The organism is Brachybacterium sp. GPGPB12, assembly GCF_038396325.1.
GTDB classification, from domain to species: Bacteria; Actinomycetota; Actinomycetes; order Actinomycetales; family Dermabacteraceae; genus Brachybacterium; species Brachybacterium conglomeratum.
Map to the genome: position 1 here is coordinate 3,612,719 of NZ_CP149573.1, position 24,085 is coordinate 3,636,803.

Genomic DNA, 24,085 nt, shown 5'->3' on the forward strand with positions numbered 1-24,085 from the left:
GCCCGGGAGCCCGGGCCGTTACGATCGCGGCATGACACCGGAGGAACGAGAGCACCACCGCAAGGGCCCTGTCAGGCCGCGCGGCGCCCAGCGGCCCGACCGCACCACCGACCAGCGTCTGCTCGAGGAGTCCGCGCCGGGAGCCTGGGTGCACTCCGATCCGTGGCGGGTCTTGCGGATCCAGTCGGAGTTCGTCGAGGGCTTCGGGGCGCTGGCCGAGCTGGGCCCGGCGATCTCGATCTTCGGCTCCGCACGCCTCGGCGAGGGACACCCCGATTACGAGTGCGCGCGGCGGATCGGCGCGGGCATCGCCGAGCGCGGCTATGCCGTGATCACCGGCGGCGGCCCCGGCATCATGGAGGCCGGCAACCGCGGCGCGCAGGAGGCGGGCGGCGTCTCCGTCGGCCTCGGCATCGAGTCGCCGCACGAGCAGGGGCTGAACCCCTACGTCGACCTCGGCGTCGACTTCCGCTACTTCTTCGCGCGCAAGACCATGTTCGTGAAGTACTCCAGCGGCTTCGTGGTGATGCCCGGCGGCTTCGGCACCTTCGACGAGCTGTTCGAGGCGCTGTGCCTCATGCAGACCCACAAGATCGACCTCTTCCCGGTGATCCTGGTGGGCCGCGACTACTGGCAGGGACTGCTGGACTGGGTGGGCTCGGCGGTCGTGGACCGCGGGATGATCAGCCTGGCCGACCTGGACCTCGTGCGCGTGGTGGACACCGCCGAGGAGGCGCTGGCCGCGCTCGGCGAGGCGATCCGCGGCGGCGACGAAGCTCCGGCGGCGGAGCAGGCCCGCACCGCCGCGCAGGACGAGGTCGTGGACGCCTCGTGACCGCCGTCGGCCCGATCGTCTTGCTCCTGCTGCTGGTGGCGGTCGTCGTGGCGGTGCTCATGGTGGGGTTGGCGACGGGCCGTCTCGGCGACGGGATCGGCCTGCCGGAGCGGCCCCGTCGGACGACTCGTCGGACGTGGCGTGCGAGCACTCCCGAAGACCTGAGATAATGGCCACCGTACGCGCGGCGCCAGAGGCCCCGTCCGGGGGAGCGACTCAGGGGCAGCGACACATCTAGGAGGCACGCCATGGGCTGCTATGAAGCCGCGCACCGGTGACGGTCCGCTCGAGGTCGTGGAGGAGGGGCGCGACATCATCATGCGGGTCCCGCTCGAGGGGGGCGGCCGTCTGGTCGTCGAGATCGCCGCATCGGAAGCCGTGGAGTCGCGGGACGCCCTGGAGGGCGTGATCAAGAAGCGACTCGCCGCCGGCATCGGCCCCGCACCCGCTGGACGGGTGCGGGGCCGATGCTGTCCGGGCGCCGGCTCTCAGCCCCGGCGAGGGCGGTGCACCGCGGCGAGCACGCCGTCGCCGCCGCCGGTGAGCGCGGGGATGAGGTCCTCCGCCTCGGAGACCGCGCGGAGCAGGCCCCGCACCGCCCGGGTGGTGGCATCGCGCGCGACCGGGTCCGCGACCCGGTCGTGGAAGAGGGCGTGGGGGATGACCAGCACGCCGCCCGGGCGCGGCAGGCGCCGGGCGTGCTCGAGCGACTCCTCCGCGTGCGGGGCGTGGGCGGGGAAGGCGACCAGGTCGTAGGCGTGATCGGTGAGCCGTCCGACGACGTCGCGCGGCTGACCGGCGATGGTCCGCACCCGCGGCGTGCGGATCCGCGCCTCGGCGAACGCCTCGCGCGCCGCGCGCTGGTTCTCGACCTCGGGGTCGATCGTGGTGAGCACCCCGTCGGGGTGCATCCCGGCGAGCAGGTACAGGGAGCCGACGCCGGCGCCGGTGCCGATCTCGACCGCCGAGCGGGCCTGCACCGCCGCGGCGAGCAGGCGCATCAGCGCGCCCGCTCCCGGCGCACGGGCGGCGCGCCGAGCTCGTTGCCGCGCTCGCGGGCGCGGGCCAGGACGCCGTCGTCGGCGAAGAGGTCCGCCTCGTCGACGAACTCCTCGCCGTGGGCCCAGGAGGCCACCTTTCCCGACGACATCTCCGCTTCCTCTCGCCGCATGCCTGTGAACGGGCCGATCCTACGACAGCCGCGCGGGCGACGCGCAGTCCGTGCGCCGTTCCCAGGGGGCGCGATGCAATAATGGGCCCGCAGCAGCGGACCTCGAGACGTATAGGTGGACAATGGGCGGCACCGGCTTCATGGGCCTCGGCGGGTGGGAGATCGTCGTCCTGCTCATCGTGTTCCTCGTGATCGTGGGCCCGCAGCGGTCGCCCGAGGTCACCCGTTCGCTGGTCCAGTGGGTGCGCAAGGCGCGCCGCTGGGTGGATGACTCCCGCTCGACGGTCGAGGACGAGATGGGCATCGCCATCGAGGACCTCAAGAAGTACGACCCGCGCCAGTACGATCCGCGCCGCATCATCCGCGAGGCCTGGGGCGACACCGACATCGAGGAGCCGCTGCCCAGCAAGGAGGCCATGTCCGTGGCAGGCGGCGCGGCCGCGGCGGGCGCCGCGAAGAGCGCGAAGAAGCGCTCGGGCTCGGCCGCGAAGGACGAGGGCCCCAAGCGCGCCCCCTTCGACGACGAGGCCACCTGAGCCGAACGGCTCAGTGCCGCGCGACGGACAGCGGCGACTTCATCCCGCCCAGGCCCCGCGGGGACCGCGTCAGCGAGCGCGCCACGGCCGTGAGCGCCTGCGCGGTGGGGGAGTCGGGATCGGAGACGACCAGCGGTACGCCTCGGTCCGCGCCCTCGCGCGGCGCCGGGTCCAGGCCCACACGGCCCAGCACCGGCACCTGCTCGCCGACGGCCTCGGCGAGCGTCGTAGCGACCCGGTCGCCGCCGCCGCCGCCGAAGACGTCCATCACGGAGCCGTCGGGCAGGGTCAGTCCCGCCATGTTCTCCACGACCCCGGCGATCTTCTGCTCGGTGGAGGCGGCGAGGGAGCCGACCCGCTCGGCGACGGAGGCGGCGGACTGCTGGGGCGTGGTCACCACGACCATCTTCGCGCCGGGCAGCAGGCTGCGCGACCGAGATCGCGACGTCGCCGGTGCCGGGCGGGAGGTCCAGCAGGAGCACGTCGAGGTCGCCCCAGAACACGTCGGAGGCGAACTGCTCGATCGCGCGGTGCATCTTCGGGCCGCGCCACACCACGGCCTGCCCCTCGGGCACGAACATGCCGATGCTCATCACGGCCACGCCGTGACCGACCGGCGGCATGAGCAGGTCGGAGACCTTCGTGGGTCGCTCGGTGATCCCGAACATGCCCGGCATCGAGAAGCCGTGGATGTCCGCGTCGATCACGCCGACGCGCGACCCGTCGGCCGCCATCGCGGCGGCGAGGTTCGCGGTGACGGTGGACTTGCCCACCCCGCCCTTGCCGGAGGAGATCGCATAGATGCGGGTGAGGGAGCCTGGCTGGTTGAAGGGGATCTGGCGGCGCCCCTGGCGGAGGCGGTTCGTGAGCTCGCGGCGTGCTCCTCGGTCATCGCGGAGGTGGTCACCTCGACGCGGGACAGACCCGGCACGGTCGCGGTCGCCTCGGCGGTCTCGCGCTCGATCCGGTCCCGCATGGGGCGACCCTCGATCGTGACGAGCACGTGCACGCGGGCGATGCCCTCGGCGTCCACGTCCACGGAACCGACCATGCCGAGCTCGGTGATGGGGCGATGGATCTCGGGGTCGATCACCCCGCTCAGCGCCTCATGGATGCGCTCCACGCGCTCGTCGGCGGGGGCCTCGGTCGCGCCCTGGGCGGGCGTCTCCGGTGTGGTCACTGGGGGTCCTGCTCCTTCCCGGTGCGGCGCTCGAGCGCCGCCTCGACCTCCTCGCGCAGGATCGCGCGGAGGCTCTGGTCGTCCAGCGCGGGCGCCTCGGGGCGGTCCGTCTCCGGCCCGGCCTCCTCGAGCTCCTGGAGGAGGTCGCGCGCTCGCCGCGCACGAAGTCGCGCGTGGCGACGTCGTTGAGCGCGAGGCGCAGCGAGGCGATCTCGCGCGTGATGAAGTCGGTGGTGGCGTGGTTGCGCTCGTTGGACTGGCGGTCCTGCTCGGCCTGGACGCGGTCGCGGTCGTCCTGCCGGTTCTGCGCGAGCAGCAGCAGCGGAGCGGCGTAGGAGGCCTGCAGTGAGAGGATCAGGGTGAGCAGGGTGAAGTTCAGGGCGCGCGGGTCGAACTGCGCGGACTCCGGGGCGAGCGAGTTCCAGGTCAGCCACACCGCGCAGAAAAGGGTCATGCCCACCAGGAAGGCGGGAGTGCCCATCATGCGCGCGAAGCCCTCCGCAGCGCGTCCGAAGGCGTCGCCGCGCAGTGGGTTGCGCAGGCGGCCGCGACGCCGGGGCGCCGGGTCGTCGAGAGGGTCGACGTTCTTCTCCGCCATCCTCAGCCCTCCTCACCGCTGTCGCGCGCGGTGGCCCGCGCGATCTCGGACAGGTCGATCTGCCCGGTCGTCGCGGGGGGCTCGTCGTCCTGCTCGCGCCAGTCGTCGGGCGGCGACGTGGTCGAGCACGTCGTCGACGGTGACCGCGCCGAGCAGGCGTCCGTCGTCGTCGACCACCGGGATGGAGACGAGGTTGTAGGTCGCCATCTCACGCGTCACGGTCGACAGCGGCACCGTCGGGGAGACGGCGACCCGGTCCTGGTCGATGATCTCGCCGACGGGACGGTCGGGCCGCTCCCGCAGCAACTGCTGGAAGTGCACGATCCCGAGCAGGCGGCCGGTCGGGGTCTCGAGCGGGGAGCGGCACACGTGCACGGTCGAGGCGAGCGCGGCGTGGATCGCCTCGCGGCTGATCATCGCCAGGCAGTGCGCCACCGGGGTCTCGGGCGAGACGATCAGCGGCTCGGTCGTCATCATGCCGCCGGCGGTGTACTCGTCGTACGCCATCAGGCGGCGCACGTCCTCCGCCTCCTCGGGCTCCATCAGGTTCAGCAGTTGGGAGGCGACCTCATCGGGCGGCTCCTGGACGAGGTCCGCCGCGTCGTCGGGGTCCATCACGTCCAGCACGTCGGCGGCGCGCTTGGCGTCCAGGCCCGTGACGACCTCGACGCGGATGTCCTCGGGCGGCTCCTCGAGCACGTCGGCGAGCCGCTCGTCGGCCAGCTCCCCGGCCAGCTCTATCCGGCGCTTGGTCTCCAGCTCCTGGATGATCTCGGCGAGGTCGGCGGGGTTGAGGTCCTGGTAGGAGGCGGCGAGCAGGTGGGCGGACTGCTCCGCCTGCGTGCCGAAGAGGCCCGTCACCTCGCGCACGTCGACGGTGAGCGTCTCGCCGCGCGAGACCAGCCGGCCCAGCGACCCGCCCGCGCGGCGCCGGCGCACATGCAGGCGCGAGATCGTCCAGTCGCGGTGGCGGTCCTGGTCCAGGGCGATGTCCAGCACGGTCGCCTCGCCGGAACCGTCGGAGAGGGTCACCACCCGGTCCAGCAGGTCCCCGAGCACCAGCGGCTCGCCGGTGCGCTTCTCGAAGCGGCGCACGTTCAGCACCCCGGTCGAGATCACCTGGCCGGGGGAGATGGAGGTGACCCGGGTGATCGGCAGGAACACGCGCCGCTTCGCCGCGACCTCGACCACGAACCCGACGGCGCGGGCGTCGCTGCTGCGGGTCTGCGGCACCACCACCACGTCGCGGACCGTCGCCACCGCGTCCCCGATCGGGTCGAAGACGGAGGTGCCGACGAGCCTCGCGGCGTAGAAGCGGGGCGGCGCGGAGGTGCTCACGAGCGCAGCTCGGCGATCCAGGCCTCGACGTCCTCGGCACGTCGGGGCGGCGCGGCGGAGAGGTTCTCGACCCCGTCCTGGGTGACGAGGACGTCGTCCTCGATGCGCACGCCGATCCCGCGCGACTCCTCGGGGACCAGCAGGTCGTTCTCCTTGAAGTACAGGCCCGGCTCGATCGTGAAGACCATCCCGGGCACCAGCTCCGCGTCGAGGTACATCTCGCGGCGGGCCTGGGCGCAGTCGTGCACATCCATGCCGAGGTGGTGACTGGTGCCGTGCGGCATCCAGCGCCGGTGCCACTGACCCTCGGGGGCGAGGGACTCCTCGGCGGTGCCGGGCAGCAGGCCCCACTCCTCGAGGCGGGCGGCGAGGACCTTCATCGCGGCGGTGTGCGGCTCGCGGAAGCGCAGTCCGGGGCGCGCGACCGCGAACGCCGCATCAGAGGCCTCGAGCACCGCGTCGTAGACCTTGCGCCGCACGGGCGAGAAGGTGCCCGAGACGGGGAGGGTGCGGGTCACGTCAGCGGTGTAGAGCGAGTCGATCTCGACACCCGCGTCGACGAGCACCAGCTCATCGGGCCGCACGGCGCCGTCGTTGCGGGTCCAGTGGAGGGTGCAGGCGTGGTCGCCGGCCGCGGCGATCGTGTCGTAGCCGACGCCGTTGCCGTCGGCGCGGGCGGTCGCCGCGAAGACGCCCTCGATGACCCGCTCGCCGCGGGGATGGCCGACGGCCTGGGGGAGGTTGCGGATGACGTCCTCGAAGCCGCGCGCCGTCGCCTCGACGGCCAGACGCATCTGGCGCACCTCGTACTCGTCCTTGACCAGCCGGGCCTCGCTGGCCGCCTCGCGCAGGGCGGCGTTCTCGGCGGCGGCCTCCTGCCCGCCGGGCAGACCGTTCTGGGAGCGGATCTCCTGGACCATCGCCTCGATCGACGCGTCGACCTCGGGCACGACCGACAGCGACAGCTGGGCGCCGACGTCCTTGGCGAGGTGGTCGCGCGGCTCGTCGATGTGGCGCACCTCGATCCCGAGCCGCTGGGAGGCCTCGGTGAGGGTGGGGCGGCGGCCCACCCACATCTCGCCGTAGCGGGAGTCGGCGTAGAACTCGTTGGAGTCGAAGCCGGCGCGGGGCCGGAAGAAGTAGGTCGCGACCGAGACCGTCGGGTCCTCCGCCGACGGCTCGACGACGAGCACGCTGTCGGGCTCCTCGTCGGTGCCCAGCCCCGAGTAGTACGCGAAAGCGGTGTCGGGGCGGAAGGGGTAGTCGGTGTCGTTCGAGCGCACCTTCAGCACACCGGCGGGCGCGCACCAGCCGCGTCCCCGGCAAGCGACGCACCAGCGCGTCACGACGCTCCGGCGTGAAGTCCGCGGACTCGCGCCGCTCGGCGTCCGGCACCGTCTCGTCCCAGCCGGAGGCGATGAACTCGCGGAACGCCGCGCTGTCGGGGCGCTGCGAGCGGGAGTCACCGCGCGAGGCGAGGTCCTTCATACCGTCTTCGCTGGAGGTGGCGTCGGTGCTGGTGTCGCTGTTCTCGGTGCTCACCCCACGATGTTCTCACGCCTCGGTCTACCCTGGGCGCATGAGTGAGCGGTCCTACTCCGGCGCGAGGCGGCGCATCGATCTCCACGGGCACAGCACGTGCTCGGACGGGACGACGTCGGTGCCGGACCTCTTCGCGCAGGCCCAGGCGGTCGGGCTGGACGTGCTGGCCCTGACCGACCACGACACCGTCGAGGGCTGGCCGCAGCCGCCCGCCGCGGTCGCCGCCACCGGTGTCGCGGCCGTACCAGGGATCGAGGTCTCCTCCGAGCACGGGCACCGCAGCGTGCACCTGCTGGCCCTGCTGGTGGACCCCTCCGAGGGCACGGCCCTGGCCGCCGAGATGGCGGAGGCGCGCTCCTCCCGCATCGAGCGGGCCCGGCGGATGGTCGAGCTGATCGGCCGCGATCACCCCGTCACCTGGGACGACGTGCTCGCTCAGGTGGCGGGGGAGGAGACGGTGATCGGCCGACCCCACATCGCCGACGCCCTCGTCGCGGCCGGTGTGGTGCCCGACCGGTCGGCCGCGTTCGCGGAGATCCTACGCGGCTCCGGCCCGTACTACGTGCCCTATTACGCGCCCTCCCCGCTCGAGGCGGTCGCCGCGATCCGGGAGGCCGGCGGCGTCTCCGTGATCGCACATCCCGGCTCGGTCACCCGCGACGACGACCTGCCGGTCGAGCCGCTCGAGGAGCTCGTGGAGGCAGGGCTCGACGGTGTGGAGGTGCACCACCGCGAGCACGACGACGCGGAGCGGGAGCGGTTGCAGAGCTTCGCCGAGCGGCACGACCTGCTGGTCACCGGCGGCGGCGACTTCCACGGCACCGGCAAGCCGAACCTGCTCGCGGAGAACCTCACCGACCCGGCGGTGCTCGCGGAGATCGAGCGTCGCGCGACGAGCGGGACTCGCGTCATCAGGCCCTGAGCCTGCGCTCGCTCTGCTCGCACGCGAAGCGGGCCGTTCGGCCCTTCCCGTGCCGCCCTGACGGCGTGGGCGCTGAACGCCGACGGGCTCCGACACGATCGATCGTGTCGGAGCCCGTCGGTCAGGTCGGAGGACTCAGCTCTCGGAGCCGCCGCCGTTCGAGGAGCCGCTGTTCGACGACCCCCGCGGTCGCGACCGCGACCGCCGCGCGAGCGGCGACGACGGTTCGAGGAGCCGCCGGCGGACTCGGAGGAGCCGCCCTTGTCCTCGGGACCGGTCGAGGACGACTCGGCGCCGGTGCTCTGCTCGGCGACCACCTCGCCGTTCACGCGGCGGGTGCGGGAGCGCGAGCGGGTGCGGCGCGGCTTCTCGCCGTCCTGCTCACCACGAGTGCGGCCGCTGCTCTCGGTGTCGGCCGTCTGCTCGTGGGACTCCTCGTCCCTGCTGCGACGCCCGCCCCGGGAGCGGCCCGCGCCGCTCCCACGGCCTCCGTCGCGACCGCCACGGCCGCCGTCCCGACCACCGCGTCCGAAGTCACGACCGCCGCGCCCGCCCTCGCGCGGGGGCGACCGGCCGAGTCGGGACCGCCGAGGTCCTCGATCTCCTCCGCGTCCAGGCCCTTGCGGGTGCGCTTGTCCTTCGGCAGGTTGCCCTTGGCGTCGGTGGGGATGTCGAGATCGGTGAAGAGATGGTCGGAGGTCGAGTAGGTCTCCACCGCCTCGGTCGACTCCAGCCCCAGCTGACGGGCGATGAGAGCCCAGCGCGCCAGGTCCTCCCAGTCCACGAAGGTGATCGCGGTGCCCTTCTTCCCCGCGCGGCCGGTGCGGCCGGTGCGGTGGAGGTAGGTCTTGTCGTCGTCGGGGCAGTTCCAGTTCACGACGTGGGTGACGTCGGTGACGTCGATGCCGCGCGCAGCGACGTCGGTCGCGACCAGCACGTCTATCTTCCCGTTGCGGAAGGCGCGCGGCGCCTGCTCGCGGGCGCCCTGGCCGAGGTCGCCGTGCAGGGGAGCGGCGGCGAAACCGCGGTCGGCGAGGTCGCCGGCCACCCGGTCGGCCTGGCGCTTGGTGCGCATGAAGATGATCGTCAGGCCGCGGCCGCGGGCCTGCAAAGACGCGGGCCATCACCTCGATCTTGTCGAGCTGGTGGGCGCGGTAGACGACCTGCTTGATGTCCGCCTTGGTGCGGGACTCGTCGCCGGGGTCGTGGGCGCGGATGTGGGTGGGTCGCTTCATGAACCGCCGTGCCAGCGCCATGATCGGTCCCGGCATCGTGGCGGAGAACAGCATCGTCTGACGGTTGCTGGGGACCGCCTGGAGCGGCTTTTCGATGTCCTCGAGGAAGCCGAGGTCGAGCATCTCGTCGGCCTCGTCGAGCACCGCGGTGCGCACCTGGGAAAGGTCCAGGTGCTTCTGGCGCATCAGGTCGATGAGGCGGCCCGGCGTGCCGACGACCACCTCGACGCCCTTCTCGAGCGCCTCGATCTGCGGCTCGTAGGCGCGGCCGCCATAGACGGTGAGGATCCGGATCGGGCGCTTCGCCGAGGCGGTCTCGAGGTCGTGGGCGACCTGCACCGCGAGCTCGCGGGTGGGCGAAGACCACGAGGGCCTGCGGCTTCCCGATCGGGCGGTCGTCGGGGTTGGGCTCGCCGGGGGCGACGGAGCTCTGCAGCAGCGGGATGCCGAAGCCGAGGGTCTTGCCCGTGCCGGTCTTGGCCTGGCCGATGATGTCGCGGCCGCGGAGCGCGACCGGGAGGGTCAGCGCCTGGATCGGGAAGGGCGTGGTGATGCCCTTGGCCGCAAGGGCCTCGACGATGTCGGCGCGGACGTCGAAGTCGGCGAAGGTCTGCTGCGGGTCGGTGGTGCCGGAGCTCTGCTCGACGGCGGGGGAGGCCGACACGGCCTCATCGGTGTGCGGGATCGTTTCAGGCACCGTTCAACTCTCTGGTCATGGATGTGCACGGCCATGGTAGCCCCCGGGCCCGAACCGAGGTCCGGAAGGTGACGAACGGGTCGAACCGCCCACACCGGCCGCTCGGGAAGGGCCTTTGGCAGTCCCGGACGGGAGTGAGGAATCGTGATCGTTCCGTGACCGAGGTTTCTGTGCGGTAGCTGATCGTTGACTGCATGATGTGCTGGCTCTCCGGCGTCGGAGGGGTGGAGCGGCGTGGGTGCTGCGAGTGGGCGACGAGTTCCTCCGTTGGAGATCCCTGTGTTCGGTCGGTGGTACCGCCGTGCCCTGGTGAGTGCGTGGTGCGTGGCAGGAGTACGACACCACGCTGGTGGAGCAGGAGGACGGGTCGATCGCGCCGGCCGCGGTGCCGGACGGGGTGGTGCTGGCCGGGGAGGTCGAGGGGTCGAGCGCGGAGCCGGCCCCGGTGGCGGAGGTCGCTGCGGGCGAGGACGCGTCGGTGGCGGTGGCGTGGGAGGGCTCGCTGCCTGCCCCGGTGCTGGAGGGGTCCGCGGCGACCCATGCGGGGGCGTGGCCGGGGATCGATCTGGTGGTCCACGCGACGCGGGACTGCATCATCCGCTCACTGCTCGACACCGGCGGATTCCGACCCCTTCGACACCCTCAAATGCGATGAGCCCGAAAAGCCGCGCTCATACGCTCTGCTCAGGCGAAGGGTGACGGACTGGCCTGCGCCCTCGGGTAGACCACAGCGCGCCGACGATGAGGGGAATCTGGAACGGAAGACGAAGCGAGCCTCTTCCTATCCGTGTCGAGGCCGAAGCCGTCACGTTTGTTCCGCCACTGCGCCACATTGCCCGGGAAGACTGCTACGAAGAAGGCCGCGACCACACCGCCAACCACGCGCCGCCGTCGTCCACTGAGAAGGGCCGCGCCGAGTGCGATTTCAGTGACGCCGGAAGCAAGGACGGTCGCGTCTTCGCTGACCGGTACCCAGGACGGCACCTGTGCGCGGAACTCTTCACGAGCGGATGTCAGGTGGGTGACACCGGCGTAGGTAAGGGCTGAGCCAAGCAGCAAACGTACCGCTGTGCGGGCCCGGCCGCGGTGCACGGGGTGGGCGTCACTCATGTGCGTGTTCATCGGCTGTCCATTCTTCGATAGCGGCGAGGATTTCGGGAGAATCTGGGGTGGTGCGTGGTCGGAAACGCTTGACGCGGCCGTCGGGATGGACAAGGAACTTCTCAAAGTTCCATGTCACCTTGCCTGACTTACCGTTGGCGTCCGCGAGGGTCGTGAGTCGCTTGTACAGAGGGTGCGCGTTCCTCCCGTTGACCCGAACCTTCTCGGCCATCGGGAACGTCACTCCCCACGTCGCCGAGCAGTAGTCGGCGATCGCCTCCGACGAGCCTAGCTCCTGCAGGAACTGGTTGCTCGGGAAGCCGATCACCGTGAACCTTCGATCGCGGTAGCGACGTTGTAGATCCTCGAGTCGCTCGTACTGCGGAGCGAGTCCGCATCGGGAGGCGACGTTGACCACTAGTGCGACCCCGCCTCCCGAGAGCTCACGGGACTGCCGCACGATCAGGTGACAGTTGGGGTGTCAGGCCGCGAGGCCCACGGCGGGGTTCATGATGGTCTCGTATTCGATGGGCGTCAATCGGCCCAGGCGGGCCTGTCGACGACGCCGGTGGTAGGTCCTCTCGATCCAGGTGATGATCGCGATCCGCGACTCTTCTCGATCCAGGTGATGATCGCGATCCGCGGCTCTTCTCGAGCCCGCCACCGCCTGCGGTCCAGGACGTTCTTCTGCAGTAGCGCGAAGAAAGACTCCATCGCGGCGTTGTCCCCGGCGGCGCCGACTTTCCCCATCGATCCGATGAGGTGGTGACGGTTCAGGGCGTGGACGAATTTCCGTGACCGGAACTGGGTGGATTCAATCGGTGGATGCAACACCCTCTTGCTCGAGTGACTGTAGTCGCTCGGCGAACACCTCAGCTGGAGACTTCCAGCCGAGGACCTTCCGGGGACGATTGTTGACTGCCAGCGCGACCGCTTCGAGGTCCTGCACAGTCCAGCGTGAGAGATCGGTACCCTTCGGGAAGTACTGACGTAGCGACCCGTTCGTGTTCTCGTTCGTGGGCCTCTGCCACGGCGAGTGGGGATCGGCGAAGAACACCTTCGTGCCCGTCTCCACAGTGAACTGCGCATGCCCAGACAGCTCCTTGCCGCGGTCCCAGGTCAGCGTCTTGCGCAACTGTCGCGGCAGGGTCGTCATCGAGGCAGTCAAAGCGGCGTTCATCGCCACAGCGCCGTAGCCGGCCAGGGCGGGACCGTTCTTGACCCGCGGTGTCTGCCCGTAGCCGTCCAGCCGAGGCAGGTGCACCAGCAACGTGGCTCGGCTCTTGCGCTCAATGACGGTACCGATCGCGGACCGGTTCGTGCCGATGATCAGGTCACCTTCCCAGTGTCCTGGCACGGCGCGGTCAGCGGCTTCGGCGGGGCGTTCACTGAGGACCACATCCTCGGTCACGTGCCCTTGAGGCTTGTTCTTCGACCGGGCTCGGGGCGCCCGCAGAGATCGGCCGGTGCGCAGGCAGGCGACCAGTTCTCGCTTGAGCGCGCCCCGGCCCTCGATGAACAGGGACTGGTAGATCGCCTCGTGACTGATACGCATGGACTCATCCTCGGGGTAGTCGATCTCAAGCCGGTGTGAGATCTGCTCCGGACTCCACGCCGTGACCCACCGCCGGTCGGCCCGGCGTGGCTTCGACCTGCCCTTCCACGCCGGTACGTCCGGCCCGGCCACGATCGACCCATCTGGATGGCACACATCGCCGCTGAGCCGGTCCTGGACGTAGTTCCGTAGTTTCGGGTTCGCGACCAGCTTCGCGGTCTTCGGCCTCCGCGCCATCAGCTCCGCCTTCCACTGCGCGACCGAGGCCCGGTACTCCAGCTTCCCGCCGCGGGTAGCGGCGTTTCGACGCGCTCGCGCGAGATCGTGGCCGGGTCGCGGTTGATCCTGCGCGCGATCTCGCGCACGCCCACCTGCTGAGCGTGCAGGACAGCGATCTCCTCCCGCTCAGGAAACGACAGATAACGTCCGCCAGGCTCGGTGAGTTCGATCGTCCTCATGCCGCCACCTTGTCGGAACCAGCGTGCCCCGACGGTCGCAGACACGCCCACCTTCCCGGTGCGTCCTCCGAGGAGCGTCCCGTCGCTATCTCTTTCCAGAACCTGCGTTCGATCTTTGCGGCGCGTCTTCGGGGCGCCTGGCGAGATCATCGCCGACCGGCCCGTGAGTTCCTTCAGCCATCCAGCTGGTCGTCCCATCAACACCCTCCTCGACCTGAGGTGTTGCGTCCACCAGTTGAATCCACCCTGGGACCCGCGGTCCGAGTGCACGATGCATCCGGCGGCATCGCGACGACGCGATACCGCGTTGTCCAGGGCGTTCACCGCAAGGCGGGCCTTCATCCGGTCGCTGATCGAGTAGCCGACGATCCGGCCGGAGAACACGTCCTTGATCGCGCAGAGGTAGAGCTTGCCCTCATCGGTCCAGTGCTCCGTAATATCGGTCAGCCACAGTTCGTTGACGTCATCGGCGGAGAAGTCGCGCTTGACCAGGTCGTCGTGGACCGGTGGTCCGGGACGCTCCCCGTTCTTGCCGCGCTTCTTGCCGAAGGCGGACCACCACTGGTTGTCCCGCCAGATCTTCCACGCGGTCCGCTCACCTCCGCGGCCTCGTCGACCAGGAACCGGTACCCGTACTCGGGGTCGTCGGCGTGGGCGTCCAGCAGGGCGTTGGCACGGTAAGCCTCGATCAGCTCGGCCTGGGTGACCTGTTGTTTCCGCCAGCGGTAGTAGGACTGACAGGAGAGCTTGAGGACCCGCAGGGACACCGCGACGGGGATGCCGTCGGCGGCGAGCTCGCTCACGAGCGGGTAGAGCTTTTTCCCGGCAGGTTCGCCTGGGAGAGGTAGGCGCGGCGCGGCGGAGGACCCCGTTCTCCTGCTGAACCAGCCGGATCTGCTTGCGCGCCTCACGCGGCTCGGCCGATTCCTCCCGGCTCTTGCCGGGCCGGTTGCCATCGTTGATATCGGCTTGGCGGATCCATTTGTGCGGCGTCATCTCGTGGACGCCGAAGTCCTTCGCGATCTGCGCGATGGTGATGCCGTCCTCGCGGGACCGGGCCACTCGCACGACAACGTCGCGGAACTCCTGGGGTTAGGGAGCGGGCATGGTGCACATCCTTCCAGGCCGCCCTGCGGGCAAGCCAGATCAGATGTCACCTATCCATGCGGCAGTCCCTACGGCCGATTCAGGGTGATTCGAAGCCGCTCTAGGTCGTGTCGCGTCGTCGGTCCGGTTCCTACCCCTCGCCGCCGTCGCTCGCGCCCGGCGCGGGGCTCACCGGGTCGGTGGGCGTGACGCGGTCCTCGTCCGGCAGGCCCTCGCCGGGGGCGACCTCCTGCTCCGGCGGGACCGTGCCGTCGGGGGTCTCGGCGCCCTCGGGCACCTCGAGCTCGGCGTCCCCCTGCGGCATCTGGGAGCGGTGGATCGAGACGGAGACCAGGCCCAGCCCACCCATGGTGATGTCGTCGTAGGCGACGAGGCGGCCGGTCTCGCGGTCGAAGTAGAGCATCCGCGCGGTGAGGTCCAGCGGGTCCTCGCCCTGCGGCACCGGGGCGACGCCTCCGGAGGCGAGGGCACCGCCGGTGGAACCGGCCGTCAGCCAATCGGTGCCCGAGCCCTCCCGGTCCAGCTCGACCTTCGAGGTGTGCATGTGGCCGGAGAGCACCAGCGGGGCGCGGCCCAGGAGGCCGTCGGGCTGGGTCGGGTCGTGCAGCAGCGCCAGGTCGACGGGGTCCTCGGGATGGGCCTCGTCGTGCGCCTCGATCGTGTCGCCGAGCTGGAAGGCGCTCGCGGCGACCGCGTCCTTGCCCTCCTCGCCAGCCGCGCCGATGTCGGAGTCGTCGTCGGCCGCGAAGCGGGGATCGCCGATCCCGGCGATCGTCAGGCCCGCCACCTCGACCACCTCGTTGTCGACCACGGTGGCATTCGGTCGCTCCTCGATGGTGGTCGCGGCCGCGGCGCCGTCGTGGTTGCCGCTGATGTACACGTAGGGGACGTCCAGCGTCCCGATCCGGTGCAGCAGCTCGTTCTCGACCGGGGTGCCCCAGGAGCCGATGTCGCCGGTGTCGATCACGGCGTCGATCGCGAACTGCGTGTGCAGCTGCTCGATCACGTCGAACGCCTGCGGGTTGTCGTGGATGTCGGAGACGTGCGGCACCGTGACCAGGTTCTCCTGGTCCAGGCCCACGGGCAGGCTGTCCGCCGCGATGTACAGCGCCGAGACCTGCCCCACGAACTCCGCGAGGGTGTCGCGATAGCTCGCGTAGTCCTGTGCGGTCGCCTCGCCGAGGTCCGCGATGTACGCGGCCTGGGAGAGCGACCCCTCGAAGCGGGGCTGGGTCAGGGCGGCGGGGGAGAAGGTCACCGCCGTCGCGCCGACGGAGACGCCGACCAGCGCGACGGCGCGCCGCCCGCGACCAGGGAACGGCGCACCCGGCGGAAGGTGAGGCTGACGGCGAGACCCGCACCGACGGCCGCGAACAGGGCGTTCATCGCCGCATTGCGCGCCGCGGCCGCGGTGATCGCCTCCGGGGCGCTGTTCTGCGGCTCGGCGAAGCCGGTGTCGGAGGAGAAGAGCGCCTCGGCCTTCTCGACGTCGACGCCCTTGACCCGCGCCTCGATCGACACCGGCGCGGTGTGGGTGTCGAAGGAGACCTCGCCGATCGGCGGCGACAGCAAGCACCGTGTCCGAGGAGAGGGAGGGGCGCACGTGCACCGAGGCGGTCAGCGGGCCGACCTCGACCTTCGAGTCCGGCACCAGCAGCGGCCCGAGCATCGCGCCGAGCACCGCGACCACGGCGGTGGCGGTCACCTGCGGCGCCCGGGCACGCCGACGGCGCCGACGGCGGGCTCTCGCCTCGTCCGTCGGCGCCGACTTCGCGGGGTGCTCGACCTCGCGGCCCTGCGCGGACCCGTCGGTCCCGGTGGGGCCGGCGTCGTCCGGGGACCCGGTCCCACCCGCTCGCGCCGCTCCCGCGGCGTCGTCCGCGGGGTCCGGCTCCTCGGGGGTGGTCAAGTCCTCAGCCGAGGAAGCCGACGCGGCGGGGCTCCTCGGTGGAGACCTCGGCGTAGGCGAGCTTCGCACCGGGGATCAGGACCTTCTTGCCCTTGTCGTCCACCAGGGTGACCGGGCCGCCGTCGGCGACCGCGGCGCCCAGGCGCTCGAGCACCGCCTCGGCGTTCTCGTCGGACTCGATCACGAGCTCGCGGGGGGAGTGCTGGATGCCGATGCGGATCTCCATGGCCTGACCTTCCCTCCGCTCACGGGCGGAGACGGGAGTGCTGTTCATGGCGAGTCTACGTGGACCCCCGTGCGCTCCGGCGCGCGTACGCCGCAGGCGGAACCGCGTCCCGTCCGCGAGGGGCGAGCCGGTGCTCAGAGGCGGGAGGCATCCTGCTCGGGTGCCGGGTCGTCGGCGTCCCCACGTTCGGCGCCGGCCTGCTCCACCGGTGTGAAGCCCGTCAGGCCGTCGACCACCACGGCGGTCACGGTGCTGAGGATCTCGTCTCGCTCCTCGTCGTCGGCGGCGTCATGGAGCCGCTGGGCGGTGCTCTGGGCGATGCCGATCAGGCCCCGGCCGAGGATCCTCGCCTGACCGGTGCTCAGCGCGCGATACGAGAGCAAGACACCCCCGCCAGCTCGATCGACATCTCGTCGAGGATCCGGGTGACCCGCTCCTTGACCTCGTCGGAGACGACCTCGTGGCCGGTGAACAGGCGCAGCGAGTTCTTCAGCGACATGAGCTCGTAGAAGCGTCGCATGCCGAGCCGGACCCGGTCCTCGGCGTCGCCGCCGCGCCCGGCCATGTCGCGGACCTCGACGAGCATCGACTCGCCGATCACGTCGAGGACCTCGACGTAGAGGGCCTCCTTCGAGCGGAAGTGCTGGTAGAGGACGGGCTTGGTGACCCCGGCGGCGGCGGCGATGTGGTCCATCGAGGTGGCCTGGTAGCCCTTCTCGGTGAACACCTCGGTGGCCAGGCGCAGCGGCTGCGAGCGACGCCGCTCGCGGGGCATCCGGGAGGTGGTGGGCGAGGACATGAGGTCAACCTCCGGAATCCGACATGAGGGATATCGGGTGATCCCGCACACTGTACCGCCGTCGGAGTCCTGTGCGGAGCATCCCGGACGTCAGGGCCATGGGGTCAAATGGTCCCATGCGACGCACCGGCACCATCACGGGGGAGGGCATCCGCCTGCTCGGACCCGATCTCGAGGCGCCGCGCCCGCGCGCTGCCCGCCGCGCGCTGGACTCGGGCCAGCGCCGCGCCCTGGACGCCGTCGCTGCCGGTCACCACGTGATCGTCCACGGCGGGCCCGGCGGCGGCCGCACCGCCCTCGCGCTCGCCGCGGCCGACGCCTCCGGGGAGGACGCGCCGCTGCTGGCCCCGCGCCGCCTCGCCGCCGGGCGTCTGCGCGATGCGCTCGCCGTCCGTGGGCACGGCACGGCCCGCGCCATGACCCCGCCCGCCCTCGCCCATGCGATCGCCCGCGCCGACGCGCTGCGCCGAGGGCTGGGCGAGCCGACCCTGGTCACCGGCGCGGAGCAGGACGCCCTGCTCGCCGAGCTGATCGCCGAGCGCCCGGCTTGGCACCTGGACGTCGACCCCGGCGCACGCACCCTGCCCGGCTTCCGCACCGAGCGCGCGATCTGATCACCCGCGCCGGGGAGCTCGGCCTCGGTCCCGCCGCGCTCGAGGAGCTCGGCCGCGAGCACGACCGCCCCGCCTGGCGCGACGCCGCGGCGCCGCTGCGCGACTACCTCGGTGTGCTCGACCTCGAGGCCTCCGCAGCGCTCGACGCCGGCCCCCGGCTCGACTCCGGCGCGCTGGTGCGCCGCGCCGCCGTGCTCCTGGCGGACCCGACCCTCCCCGCCCCCTTCCGCACCGTGGTGGTCGACGACGCGCAGGACCTCACGGCCGCCGGCATCGACCTCGTCGTCGCGCTCGCCGCGTCCGGAGCGAAGGTGCTGGTGACCAGTCGCCCCGACGCGGCGGTGGACACCTTCCGCGGCGCCCTGCCCGATGCCGCCGCCCGGGCGCGCGAGGCCCTGCCCGGCGCGCCGCTCGAGATCACGCTGGACGGCGCGCACGGCGGCGAGGAGGGGCTCGTCGCCGTGGTCGACGCGCGCGGGGCAGGCTCCCGCTCGCGGGCGCCCCGGCCGCGTCCCGTCGGCCCCGCGCCGAGCGACCGGGAGGACTCGTGGCGCGCGCGCGCCGCGGACCCGCTGGACGAGGCGCGGCTGATCGGCTCCGCCCTGCGCGACCTCCACCACCGCGAGGGCGTCGACTACGACGACATGGCCGTGGTGTGCCGCTCCGGCGCGGCCGTCGCCGATGTCGCCGATCTGCTCTCCCGCACCGGCCTGCCCGTGCGGGTTCCGCGCCGCCCCCAGCCGCGCGCGACGTCGCCGTGGTCGACGACCTGCTCACAATCCTCGAGCTCGGCCTCGCCCCCGCCGGCACCCCGCTCGAGGCCCGCACCGCGACCGCGCCGCTGCGCGGCCCCTTCGGCGACGCCGACGACCTGCGCCTGCGCCGCATCCGCCGCCTGCTCGCTGGCCGCCCACCGCGCGGAGGAGGCGAGCGCGGCAGGGGAGGACCCGACGGGATCGGGAGCGTCGGAGGAGAGCGGCGCAGAGGAGTCCGAGCCGGCCGAGCACCGACCGAAGGACAGCACGGAGGATGCCCCCGCCCCGCCGGTCACGAGCGAGGAGTCGCTCGCCCGCGCCCTCGTCGAGGACGAGGTTCCCGGCCTTCCCGCCGCGGACGCCCGCGACCGCGCCGCCGCCCCCGTGCACCGGATCCGGGACATGATCCGCGCCGTCCGCGAGCACCGCGAGGACGGCGCCGAACAGGTGCTCTGGCACGCCTGGGACGCCTCCGGCCTCGCCGGCGGCTGGCGCCGCGCCGCGCTCGGCGACTCCGGGGACGTGGACGGCGCCCGCGCCCGGATGGCCGCGGCGAGGCTGGACGCGGCCGCTGGAGCTGTTCGCCGCCGCCGAGCGCCTCACCGAGCGCCGCCCCGGCGCCGGGGCCCTCGACCTCGTCGAGCAGATCCGCGCCCAGGCCGTCGTCGAGGACACCCTCGCCCCGGCCGCCGCCGCCCGCGGCCGGATCGACGTGCTCACCCCCGCCCAGCTCGCCGGCGAGCACCGCGACACCGTCGTCCTCGCCCGCCTCCAGGAGGGCGCCTGGCCGGATCTGCGCCTGCGCTCGACCCTCTTCGGCGCCGCGGACCTCTCCCTGCTCGCCGGACCCCGTGCCGCCGACCCCGCCCCGGGCCCCGAGGCGCGCGCGCCCTCCAGCGCGAGCAGGTCCTCGCCGACGAGCCGCGCCTGGCCGTCAGCGCCCTCGCCCGCGCCCGCACCCGCGTCGTCGCTCACCGCGATCGAGGGCGAGCAGGAGGAGCCCTCCGCCCTCTTCGACGTGCTCGAGCACGCGGCGGGGGAGCCCTGGATCGACCCCGAGGTCGCGCGCCGCGACCCCGGCCCCGCCCCCGACGCGCGCCGCCTCGTCGCCGCGCGCGCGCCGCCGGCCGCACGAGGAGGACCCCGTCCGCTCCCGCGACGCGGCCCTCGCCCTGGAGGCCCTGGGCCGCGCCGGCGCCCCCGGCACCGACCCCGGCCGCTGGTACCACCAGCGGCCCAGCTCCACCGCACCGCTGCACGGTCCCGAGGACCCGATCAGCCTCTCGCCCTCCGCTCTCGAGCGCGCTGTGGACTGCCCCCAGTCCTGGCTGATGGAGCGCGCCGGAGGCACCCGCGCAGGCGGCCCCGCCCAGCCGCTCGGCACCGCGATCCACCACCTCGCCCAGATCCACCCCCGCGGCGAGGTCGACCTCCTGGACGAGCCGCACACCCTCGCTGCGCGGCATGCCCGGCACCGACACCTGGTCCGGCCGCCGCCGCGTGCGCCACGCCGAGGACGCCGCCCGCCTGCTCACCGAGCACCTCCGCGTCGCCGGCGAGCCCCTCGCCGTCGAGGCGCCCTTCGAGGTGGCGCTGGACCGCGTCCGCCTGCGCGGCGAGATCGACCGGATCGAGGGCGATGCGACCGGTCTGCGGGTCGTGGACCTCAAGACCGGCCGCACCGCGAAGTCCGCCGCGAAGGCCGAGGAGGACCTGCGGCTGGCCGCCTACCAGGCCGCCGTGCGCGAGGGGGCGCTCGCCGAGCGGCTCGGCGAGGACGCCCCCGAGCGGCTGAACGGCGCCCAGCTCGTCTACGTCGGCACCGGCGGGAAGAGGGCCGCGGTGCGCACCCAGACCGCGCCGCCCCGCGCCGAGCACCCGCAGTGGTTCGACGAGCTCGTCCGCGACGTGGCCCGCGACGTCTCCGGAGAGCACGTCACCGCGCGCCGCAACGCGCACTGCGACCACTGCGCAGTGCGCGCGAGCCGCCCGCTCCAGCCCGAAGGAGAGCAGCTGTGACCACCGACTCCGTCCATGTCTCCGCCCCCGGAGCTCCTGCCGCCCGGTACTCCGCCGCGCGGCTCGCGGCCCTGCTCGAGCGGCCTCCGCCCACCGCCGAGCAGACCTCCGTGATCGAGGCGCCGCTCGCGCCGATGCTGGTGGTCGCCGGCGCCGGCTCCGGGAAGACCGAGACCATGGCCTCCCGCGTGGTGTGGCTGATCGCCAACGGCATCGTCGAGCCGCGCCAGGTGCTGGGCCTGACCTTCACCCGCAAGGCCGCCCACGAGCTCGGCGAGCGGATCGGCGCCCGCCTCGCCACCCTCGCCGCCGCCCTCCGCGGCGCCGGGGGAGAGCCGCCGCCCGGCCTGGAGCGCGGCGGCGACGAGCTCGTCGGCCAGCGCCCCCTGGTCCACACCTACAACGGCTTCGCCCTGGACCTGGTGCGCGAGCACTCTCTCGCCGTCGGCATCGACCCGGACCTGACCATGATGTCCGCCTCCGCCTCCTGGCGGCTCGCCCACGAGATCGTCGAGGGCTGGGACGACTCCCTGGACCTCGAGGCCTCCCCGCCCACGCTCACCGCCGCCCTGCTCTCGCTGAGCTCCTCGCTCGCCGACCATCTCGTCACCCCCGAGCGGCTCGAGGCGCATCTGCGCGAGATCCGCGACCACCTCTCCCAGATCCCGCTGCAGGTCGAGGGCAGGAGGCGCACCACCCCGAAGGACGTCGCGAAGGTGATCGACCAGCTCGAGCGGCGCCTGGCCCTGATCCCGCTCGCTGCGCCGCTTCGCCGAGATCCGCGCCGCCGACTCCGCACTGGACTTCTCCGACCAGGTCTCCCTCGCCGCCCGCATCGCCCGCGAGGTCCCCGCCGCCGCGGCCCTCGCCCGTCGCATGCACCGCGTGGTGCCGCTGGACGAATTCCAGGACACCTCCGTCGCCCAGTCGCGCATGCTCACCGACCTCTTCGGCCCCGGGCATGCCGCCTGCGCCGTCGGCGACCCGCAGCAGGCGATCTACGGCTGGCGCGGCGCCTCGGCCGCCTCCCTCGCCGGCTTCGCCGACGCCTTCGCGACCGAGGCGCGCCGGTCCTCCAGCGCACCCTGTCCACCTCCTGGCGCAACGACGAGGCAGTGCTCGCCGTCGCCAACCGGGTCGCCGCCCCGCCGCGCGCCGCCGGCGCCGGGATAGAGATCCCCGAGCCGCACCCCCGCCCCGGCGCGGGGAGGGAGCCTGCGAGATCCTCGAGGCGGCCGACGAGCGGGCCGAGGCCAGGGCGATCGCAGAGTGGGTCCTCGCCCGTCGCGCCGAGGACGGACGCGACGCAGGGGACGGCGCCGGCCCCGACGATGCCCCGCCCGCCTCCGCCGCGGTGCTCGTGCGCGCCCGCCGCCAGATCCCCGCCCTCGTCGCCGGGCTCGAGGAGAGGGGACTGCCCGCCCAGGTCGTCGGCCTCGGCGGGTCGCTGCACCGCCCCGAGGTCGCCGACGTGCGGGCCCTGCTCGAATGCGCCCACGACCCCGGCCGCGGCGATGCCCTGATGCGCCTGCTCACCGGGCCGCGGATCCGGCTCGGCGCCCGCGATCTCGCCGTCCTCGGCCGCTGGCGGGACCGGATGGGCTCCCGCCGACGGGCCGGCGCGGGCGAGGCCGGGGCCGTCGGCGCCCGGGACGAGGCCGAAGAGGTCTCCCTCGTCGACGCGGTCGACGACCTGCCGCCGGCGGACTGGACCGACCCCTCAGACCGCTCCCTCACCCCCGTCGGCCGGGAGCGGTCGCTGCACCTCCAGCAGATGCTGCGCGAGATGCGGCGCCTGCTCCCAGCGCCCCTGCCGGACCTGGTCACCGCCGCGATCCGGGTGCTCGAGGTGGACCTCGCGCCGCTGGAGACCGCCCCGGGCACCGGTGCGCTCGCCGACCTCGAGGCGTTCCGCGACCACGCCGCCTCCTTCGAGCGCACCGCCCGCCGCGGCGGTCTCGGCGCCTATCTCGACCTGCTCGAGATCAGCGAGGACGAGGAGGCCGGGCTCTCCGTCACCGCCGCGCCCGAGCAGGCCCACGACCCCGCCGCCGTGACCATCGTGACCATGCACTCCGCCAAGGGCCTGGAGTGGGACCTGGTCGCCGTCGCCGGGCTCACCGAGGGCTCCGTCCCCTCCTACGACCTGCGCCGCGCCAAGGCCGACGAGACCGGGCGGGTGCGCGTGCCCGGCGACGGCTGGCTCGGCAAGCTCTCCGGAGCCTCCGTCCCCACCGCGGCGCGCGGCGATGCGGACACCCTGCCCGAGCTCGCCTGGGCCGAGGCCGACACCCAGGTCGACGCCGAGGGGATCATCCAGGAGTACCGTTTCGCGCAGGGCGAGGAGGCGCTGGCCGAGGACCGTCGCCTGATGTACGTCGCCGTCACCCGCGCCAAGCGCCGCCTGCTGCTGACCTCCGCCGCCTGGCGCGAGGGGTGCGCACCCCGCGGCCCCGCTCCCGCTATCTCACCGAGGCGGCGCCGCTGCTGCCCGAGGCGTTCCGCTCCGCGCAGGAGGTGCCGGAGGAGAACCCGCTGGAGTCCGAGCGGCCCACCGCCACCTGGCCGCCCGCCCCGGGCGAGGCCGAGCAGGCCCGCGCCCGCGCCGCCGCCCGCCTCGCGGAGGTCGCGCAGGAGCGACCAGTTCCGGAATCCGACCCGGCAGTCCCCGCGCCGGCCGCAGGGATCGAGGCGCCCTCGCTCGCCGACCCGGAGCTCGAGGAGCTCGTGCGACGCGCCTCGCCGACCTCGCCCAGCACGCCGCCGCGCCCGCCGTGCACTCCCCACCGCGGCTTTCTGCTTCCCAGGTGGTGGCGCAGGCCCGCGACCCGCAGGCCGCCGCGATCGAGTCGCTGCGCCCGGCGCCGCGCCGGCCCTCGCCGGCCGCCGTGCGCGGCACCGCCTTCCACGCCTGGCTCGAGACCCGGTTCGAGAGCGCGACCCTGCTGGACCTCGAGGACCTCGCCGATCTCGAGGATCCGGAGGAGGAGCGCGCCCTCGCCGACGCCCGCGCCCTGCGCGAAGCCTTCGAGGCCTCCGATTGGGCGCACCGCGGCCCCTCGCGGTCGAGCGACCGGTCACCACCCGGATCGGCGAGATCGGGGTGCGCGGCGTGATCGACGCGGTCTTCGCAGACCCCGAGGGCGGCGACGGCACGGCAGGGCCCGACGGCACCGGCGGGGTGATCATCGTGGACTGGAAGACGGGCCGCATGCCCCGCCCCTCCCAGCGCGCGAACGCTCGCTGCGGCTCTCGCTCTACCGCCTGGCCTGGCACGAGCGGACCGGTCTGCCGCTTCAGAACATCCGCACGGCCTTCCACTTCGTGGCCGACGGGATCACCCACGAGGTCACCGAGCACCCCTCCCGCGAACGGATCGCGGAGATGCTGTCGGGGGAGTGACGCGGACAGAAGGCTGAGCCCGCCGCGGGCTCATGCCGGCCGGGGCCTTCCCGGATGACCGATGTCGGTGAGGGAGCTGGGTCTCG

At 73.0% G+C, this 24,085-nt stretch carries 17 protein-coding genes and 12 pseudogenes; 13 read left to right on the forward strand and 16 right to left on the reverse strand.

The features are described 5' to 3' along the window. The first annotated feature begins 31 nt into the window (after positions 1–31). The 3 genes and pseudogenes from WKH84_RS20990 to WKH84_RS21000 form a co-directional block, all read left to right on the forward strand. Positions 32–835: a TIGR00730 family Rossman fold protein gene (locus WKH84_RS20990; RefSeq protein WP_341854985.1), complete on the forward strand. Its 804-nt coding sequence runs from the start codon at positions 32–34 to the stop codon at positions 833–835. Further along, positions 832–1,005: a hypothetical protein gene (locus WKH84_RS20995; RefSeq protein WP_341854986.1), complete on the forward strand. Its 174-nt coding sequence runs from the start codon at positions 832–834 to the stop codon at positions 1,003–1,005. Before WKH84_RS20990 ends, WKH84_RS20995 begins: the two co-directional genes overlap by 4 nt. Positions 1,006–1,093: 88 nt before the next feature. After that, positions 1,094–1,249: pseudogene (locus WKH84_RS21000) on the forward strand (DUF3117 domain-containing protein); the annotation flags it as partial. 74 nt (positions 1,250–1,323) lie between these two features. Here the strand turns inward: WKH84_RS21000 and WKH84_RS21005 are convergent. Then, a pseudogene (locus tag WKH84_RS21005) lies at positions 1,324–1,985 on the reverse strand (class I SAM-dependent methyltransferase). 143 nt (positions 1,986–2,128) lie between these two features. On the opposite strand from WKH84_RS21005, the gene WKH84_RS21010 reads away from it, so the two are divergent. After that, positions 2,129–2,542 carry a twin-arginine translocase TatA/TatE family subunit gene (locus tag WKH84_RS21010; protein ID WP_341854987.1) on the forward strand — a complete coding sequence of 138 codons (414 nt, stop codon included), beginning with the start codon at positions 2,129–2,131 and terminating at the stop codon, positions 2,540–2,542. 10 nt (positions 2,543–2,552) lie between these two features. Here WKH84_RS21010 and WKH84_RS21015 read toward each other — a convergent pair. The 4 genes and pseudogenes from WKH84_RS21015 to WKH84_RS21030 all read right to left on the reverse strand — a co-directional run bounded on the left by WKH84_RS21015 (position 2,553) and on the right by WKH84_RS21030 (position 7,146). Then, positions 2,553–3,665: pseudogene (locus tag WKH84_RS21015) on the reverse strand (P-loop NTPase). Then, a complete protein-coding gene (locus WKH84_RS21020; protein WP_341854988.1) occupies positions 3,649–4,320 on the reverse strand; it encodes a DUF1003 domain-containing protein in 672 nt (223 codons plus the stop codon). Before WKH84_RS21020 ends, WKH84_RS21015 begins: the two are co-directional and overlap by 17 nt. A gap of 2 nt (positions 4,321–4,322) precedes the next feature. Then, positions 4,323–5,658 (reverse strand): annotated as a pseudogene (locus tag WKH84_RS21025) (CBS domain-containing protein). Beyond that, positions 5,655–7,146, reverse strand: a pseudogene (locus WKH84_RS21030) (aminopeptidase P family protein). The pseudogenes WKH84_RS21025 and WKH84_RS21030 overlap by 4 nt, the downstream one beginning before the upstream one ends. A 91-nt stretch (positions 7,147–7,237) precedes the next feature. On the opposite strand from WKH84_RS21030, the gene WKH84_RS21035 reads away from it, so the two are divergent. Continuing rightward, positions 7,238–8,122 (forward strand): PHP domain-containing protein, encoded by an 885-nt coding sequence (locus WKH84_RS21035; RefSeq protein ID WP_341854989.1) that lies wholly within the window; start codon positions 7,238–7,240, stop codon positions 8,120–8,122. Positions 8,123–8,298: 176 nt separating this feature from the next. Here the strand turns inward: WKH84_RS21035 and WKH84_RS21040 are convergent. Beyond that, positions 8,299–10,021, reverse strand: a pseudogene (locus WKH84_RS21040) (DEAD/DEAH box helicase); the annotation flags it as partial. A gap of 382 nt (positions 10,022–10,403) precedes the next feature. Here WKH84_RS21040 and WKH84_RS21045 point away from each other — a divergent pair. Beyond that, the gene (locus WKH84_RS21045; protein ID WP_341854990.1) at positions 10,404–10,709 is read left to right on the forward strand and encodes a hypothetical protein; all 306 of its coding nucleotides are present in this window, start codon (positions 10,404–10,406) and stop codon (positions 10,707–10,709) included. A gap of 16 nt (positions 10,710–10,725) precedes the next feature. Here the strand turns inward: WKH84_RS21045 and WKH84_RS21050 are convergent. The 10 genes and pseudogenes from WKH84_RS21050 to WKH84_RS21095 form a co-directional block, all read right to left on the reverse strand. Further along, positions 10,726–11,164: pseudogene (locus WKH84_RS21050) on the reverse strand (MauE/DoxX family redox-associated membrane protein). After that, positions 11,157–11,621, reverse strand: a complete 465-nt coding sequence (locus WKH84_RS21055; RefSeq protein ID WP_341856995.1) for a glutathione peroxidase — start codon at positions 11,619–11,621, stop codon at positions 11,157–11,159. Before WKH84_RS21055 ends, WKH84_RS21050 begins: the two are co-directional and overlap by 8 nt. 15 nt (positions 11,622–11,636) lie before the next feature. Beyond that, positions 11,637–11,965: pseudogene (locus WKH84_RS21060) on the reverse strand (hypothetical protein); the annotation flags it as partial. Between the two features lie 4 nt (positions 11,966–11,969). Continuing rightward, positions 11,970–13,318: pseudogene (locus tag WKH84_RS21065) on the reverse strand (IS30 family transposase). Positions 13,319–13,390: 72 nt separating this feature from the next. After that, positions 13,391–14,164: pseudogene (locus tag WKH84_RS21070) on the reverse strand (DDE-type integrase/transposase/recombinase); the annotation flags it as partial. 241 nt (positions 14,165–14,405) lie between these two features. Then, entirely contained in the window at positions 14,406–15,533 is a 1,128-nt protein-coding gene (locus tag WKH84_RS21075) for a metallophosphoesterase family protein (RefSeq protein WP_341854991.1), read from the reverse strand. Then, positions 15,530–15,847, reverse strand: a complete 318-nt coding sequence (locus WKH84_RS21080; protein ID WP_341854992.1) for a hypothetical protein — start codon at positions 15,845–15,847, stop codon at positions 15,530–15,532. Before WKH84_RS21080 ends, WKH84_RS21075 begins: the two co-directional genes overlap by 4 nt. Before the next feature lie 341 nt (positions 15,848–16,188). Continuing rightward, positions 16,189–16,410 (reverse strand): DUF3107 domain-containing protein, encoded by a 222-nt coding sequence (locus WKH84_RS21085; RefSeq protein WP_341856996.1) that lies wholly within the window; start codon positions 16,408–16,410, stop codon positions 16,189–16,191. Positions 16,411–16,544: 134 nt separating this feature from the next. Continuing rightward, positions 16,545–16,793, reverse strand: coding sequence for a hypothetical protein (locus WKH84_RS21090; protein WP_341854993.1), 249 nt, complete (start codon positions 16,791–16,793; stop codon positions 16,545–16,547). Next, positions 16,772–17,209 carry a helix-turn-helix domain-containing protein gene (locus WKH84_RS21095; protein WP_341854994.1) on the reverse strand — a complete coding sequence of 146 codons (438 nt, stop codon included), beginning with the start codon at positions 17,207–17,209 and terminating at the stop codon, positions 16,772–16,774. The genes WKH84_RS21090 and WKH84_RS21095 overlap by 22 nt, the downstream gene beginning before the upstream one ends. A 116-nt stretch (positions 17,210–17,325) precedes the next feature. Here WKH84_RS21095 and WKH84_RS21100 point away from each other — a divergent pair, with 116 nt between their 5' ends. From WKH84_RS21100 to WKH84_RS21130, 7 genes and pseudogenes are all read left to right on the forward strand, one after another. Further along, a complete protein-coding gene (locus WKH84_RS21100; RefSeq protein ID WP_341854995.1) occupies positions 17,326–17,823 on the forward strand; it encodes a hypothetical protein in 498 nt (165 codons plus the stop codon). Then, positions 17,757–19,910, forward strand: a complete 2,154-nt coding sequence (locus WKH84_RS21105; protein ID WP_341854996.1) for a hypothetical protein — start codon at positions 17,757–17,759, stop codon at positions 19,908–19,910. Before WKH84_RS21100 ends, WKH84_RS21105 begins: the two co-directional genes overlap by 67 nt. Continuing rightward, positions 19,910–19,969, forward strand: a pseudogene (locus WKH84_RS21110) (hypothetical protein); the annotation flags it as partial. The gene WKH84_RS21105 and the pseudogene WKH84_RS21110, both read left to right, overlap by 1 nt. A gap of 73 nt (positions 19,970–20,042) precedes the next feature. Next, positions 20,043–20,597 carry a PD-(D/E)XK nuclease family protein gene (locus tag WKH84_RS21115; RefSeq protein WP_341856997.1) on the forward strand — a complete coding sequence of 185 codons (555 nt, stop codon included), beginning with the start codon at positions 20,043–20,045 and terminating at the stop codon, positions 20,595–20,597. Between the two features lie 155 nt (positions 20,598–20,752). Then, positions 20,753–21,274 (forward strand): annotated as a pseudogene (locus WKH84_RS21120) (UvrD-helicase domain-containing protein); the annotation flags it as partial. 157 nt (positions 21,275–21,431) lie between these two features. After that, complete coding sequence (locus WKH84_RS21125; protein WP_341856998.1) at positions 21,432–21,770, forward strand: UvrD-helicase domain-containing protein; 339 nt, start codon at positions 21,432–21,434, stop codon at positions 21,768–21,770. 187 nt (positions 21,771–21,957) lie between these two features. After that, a complete protein-coding gene (locus WKH84_RS21130; protein WP_341854997.1) occupies positions 21,958–24,057 on the forward strand; it encodes a 3'-5' exonuclease in 2,100 nt (699 codons plus the stop codon). The last annotated feature ends 28 nt before the right edge of the window (positions 24,058–24,085 follow it).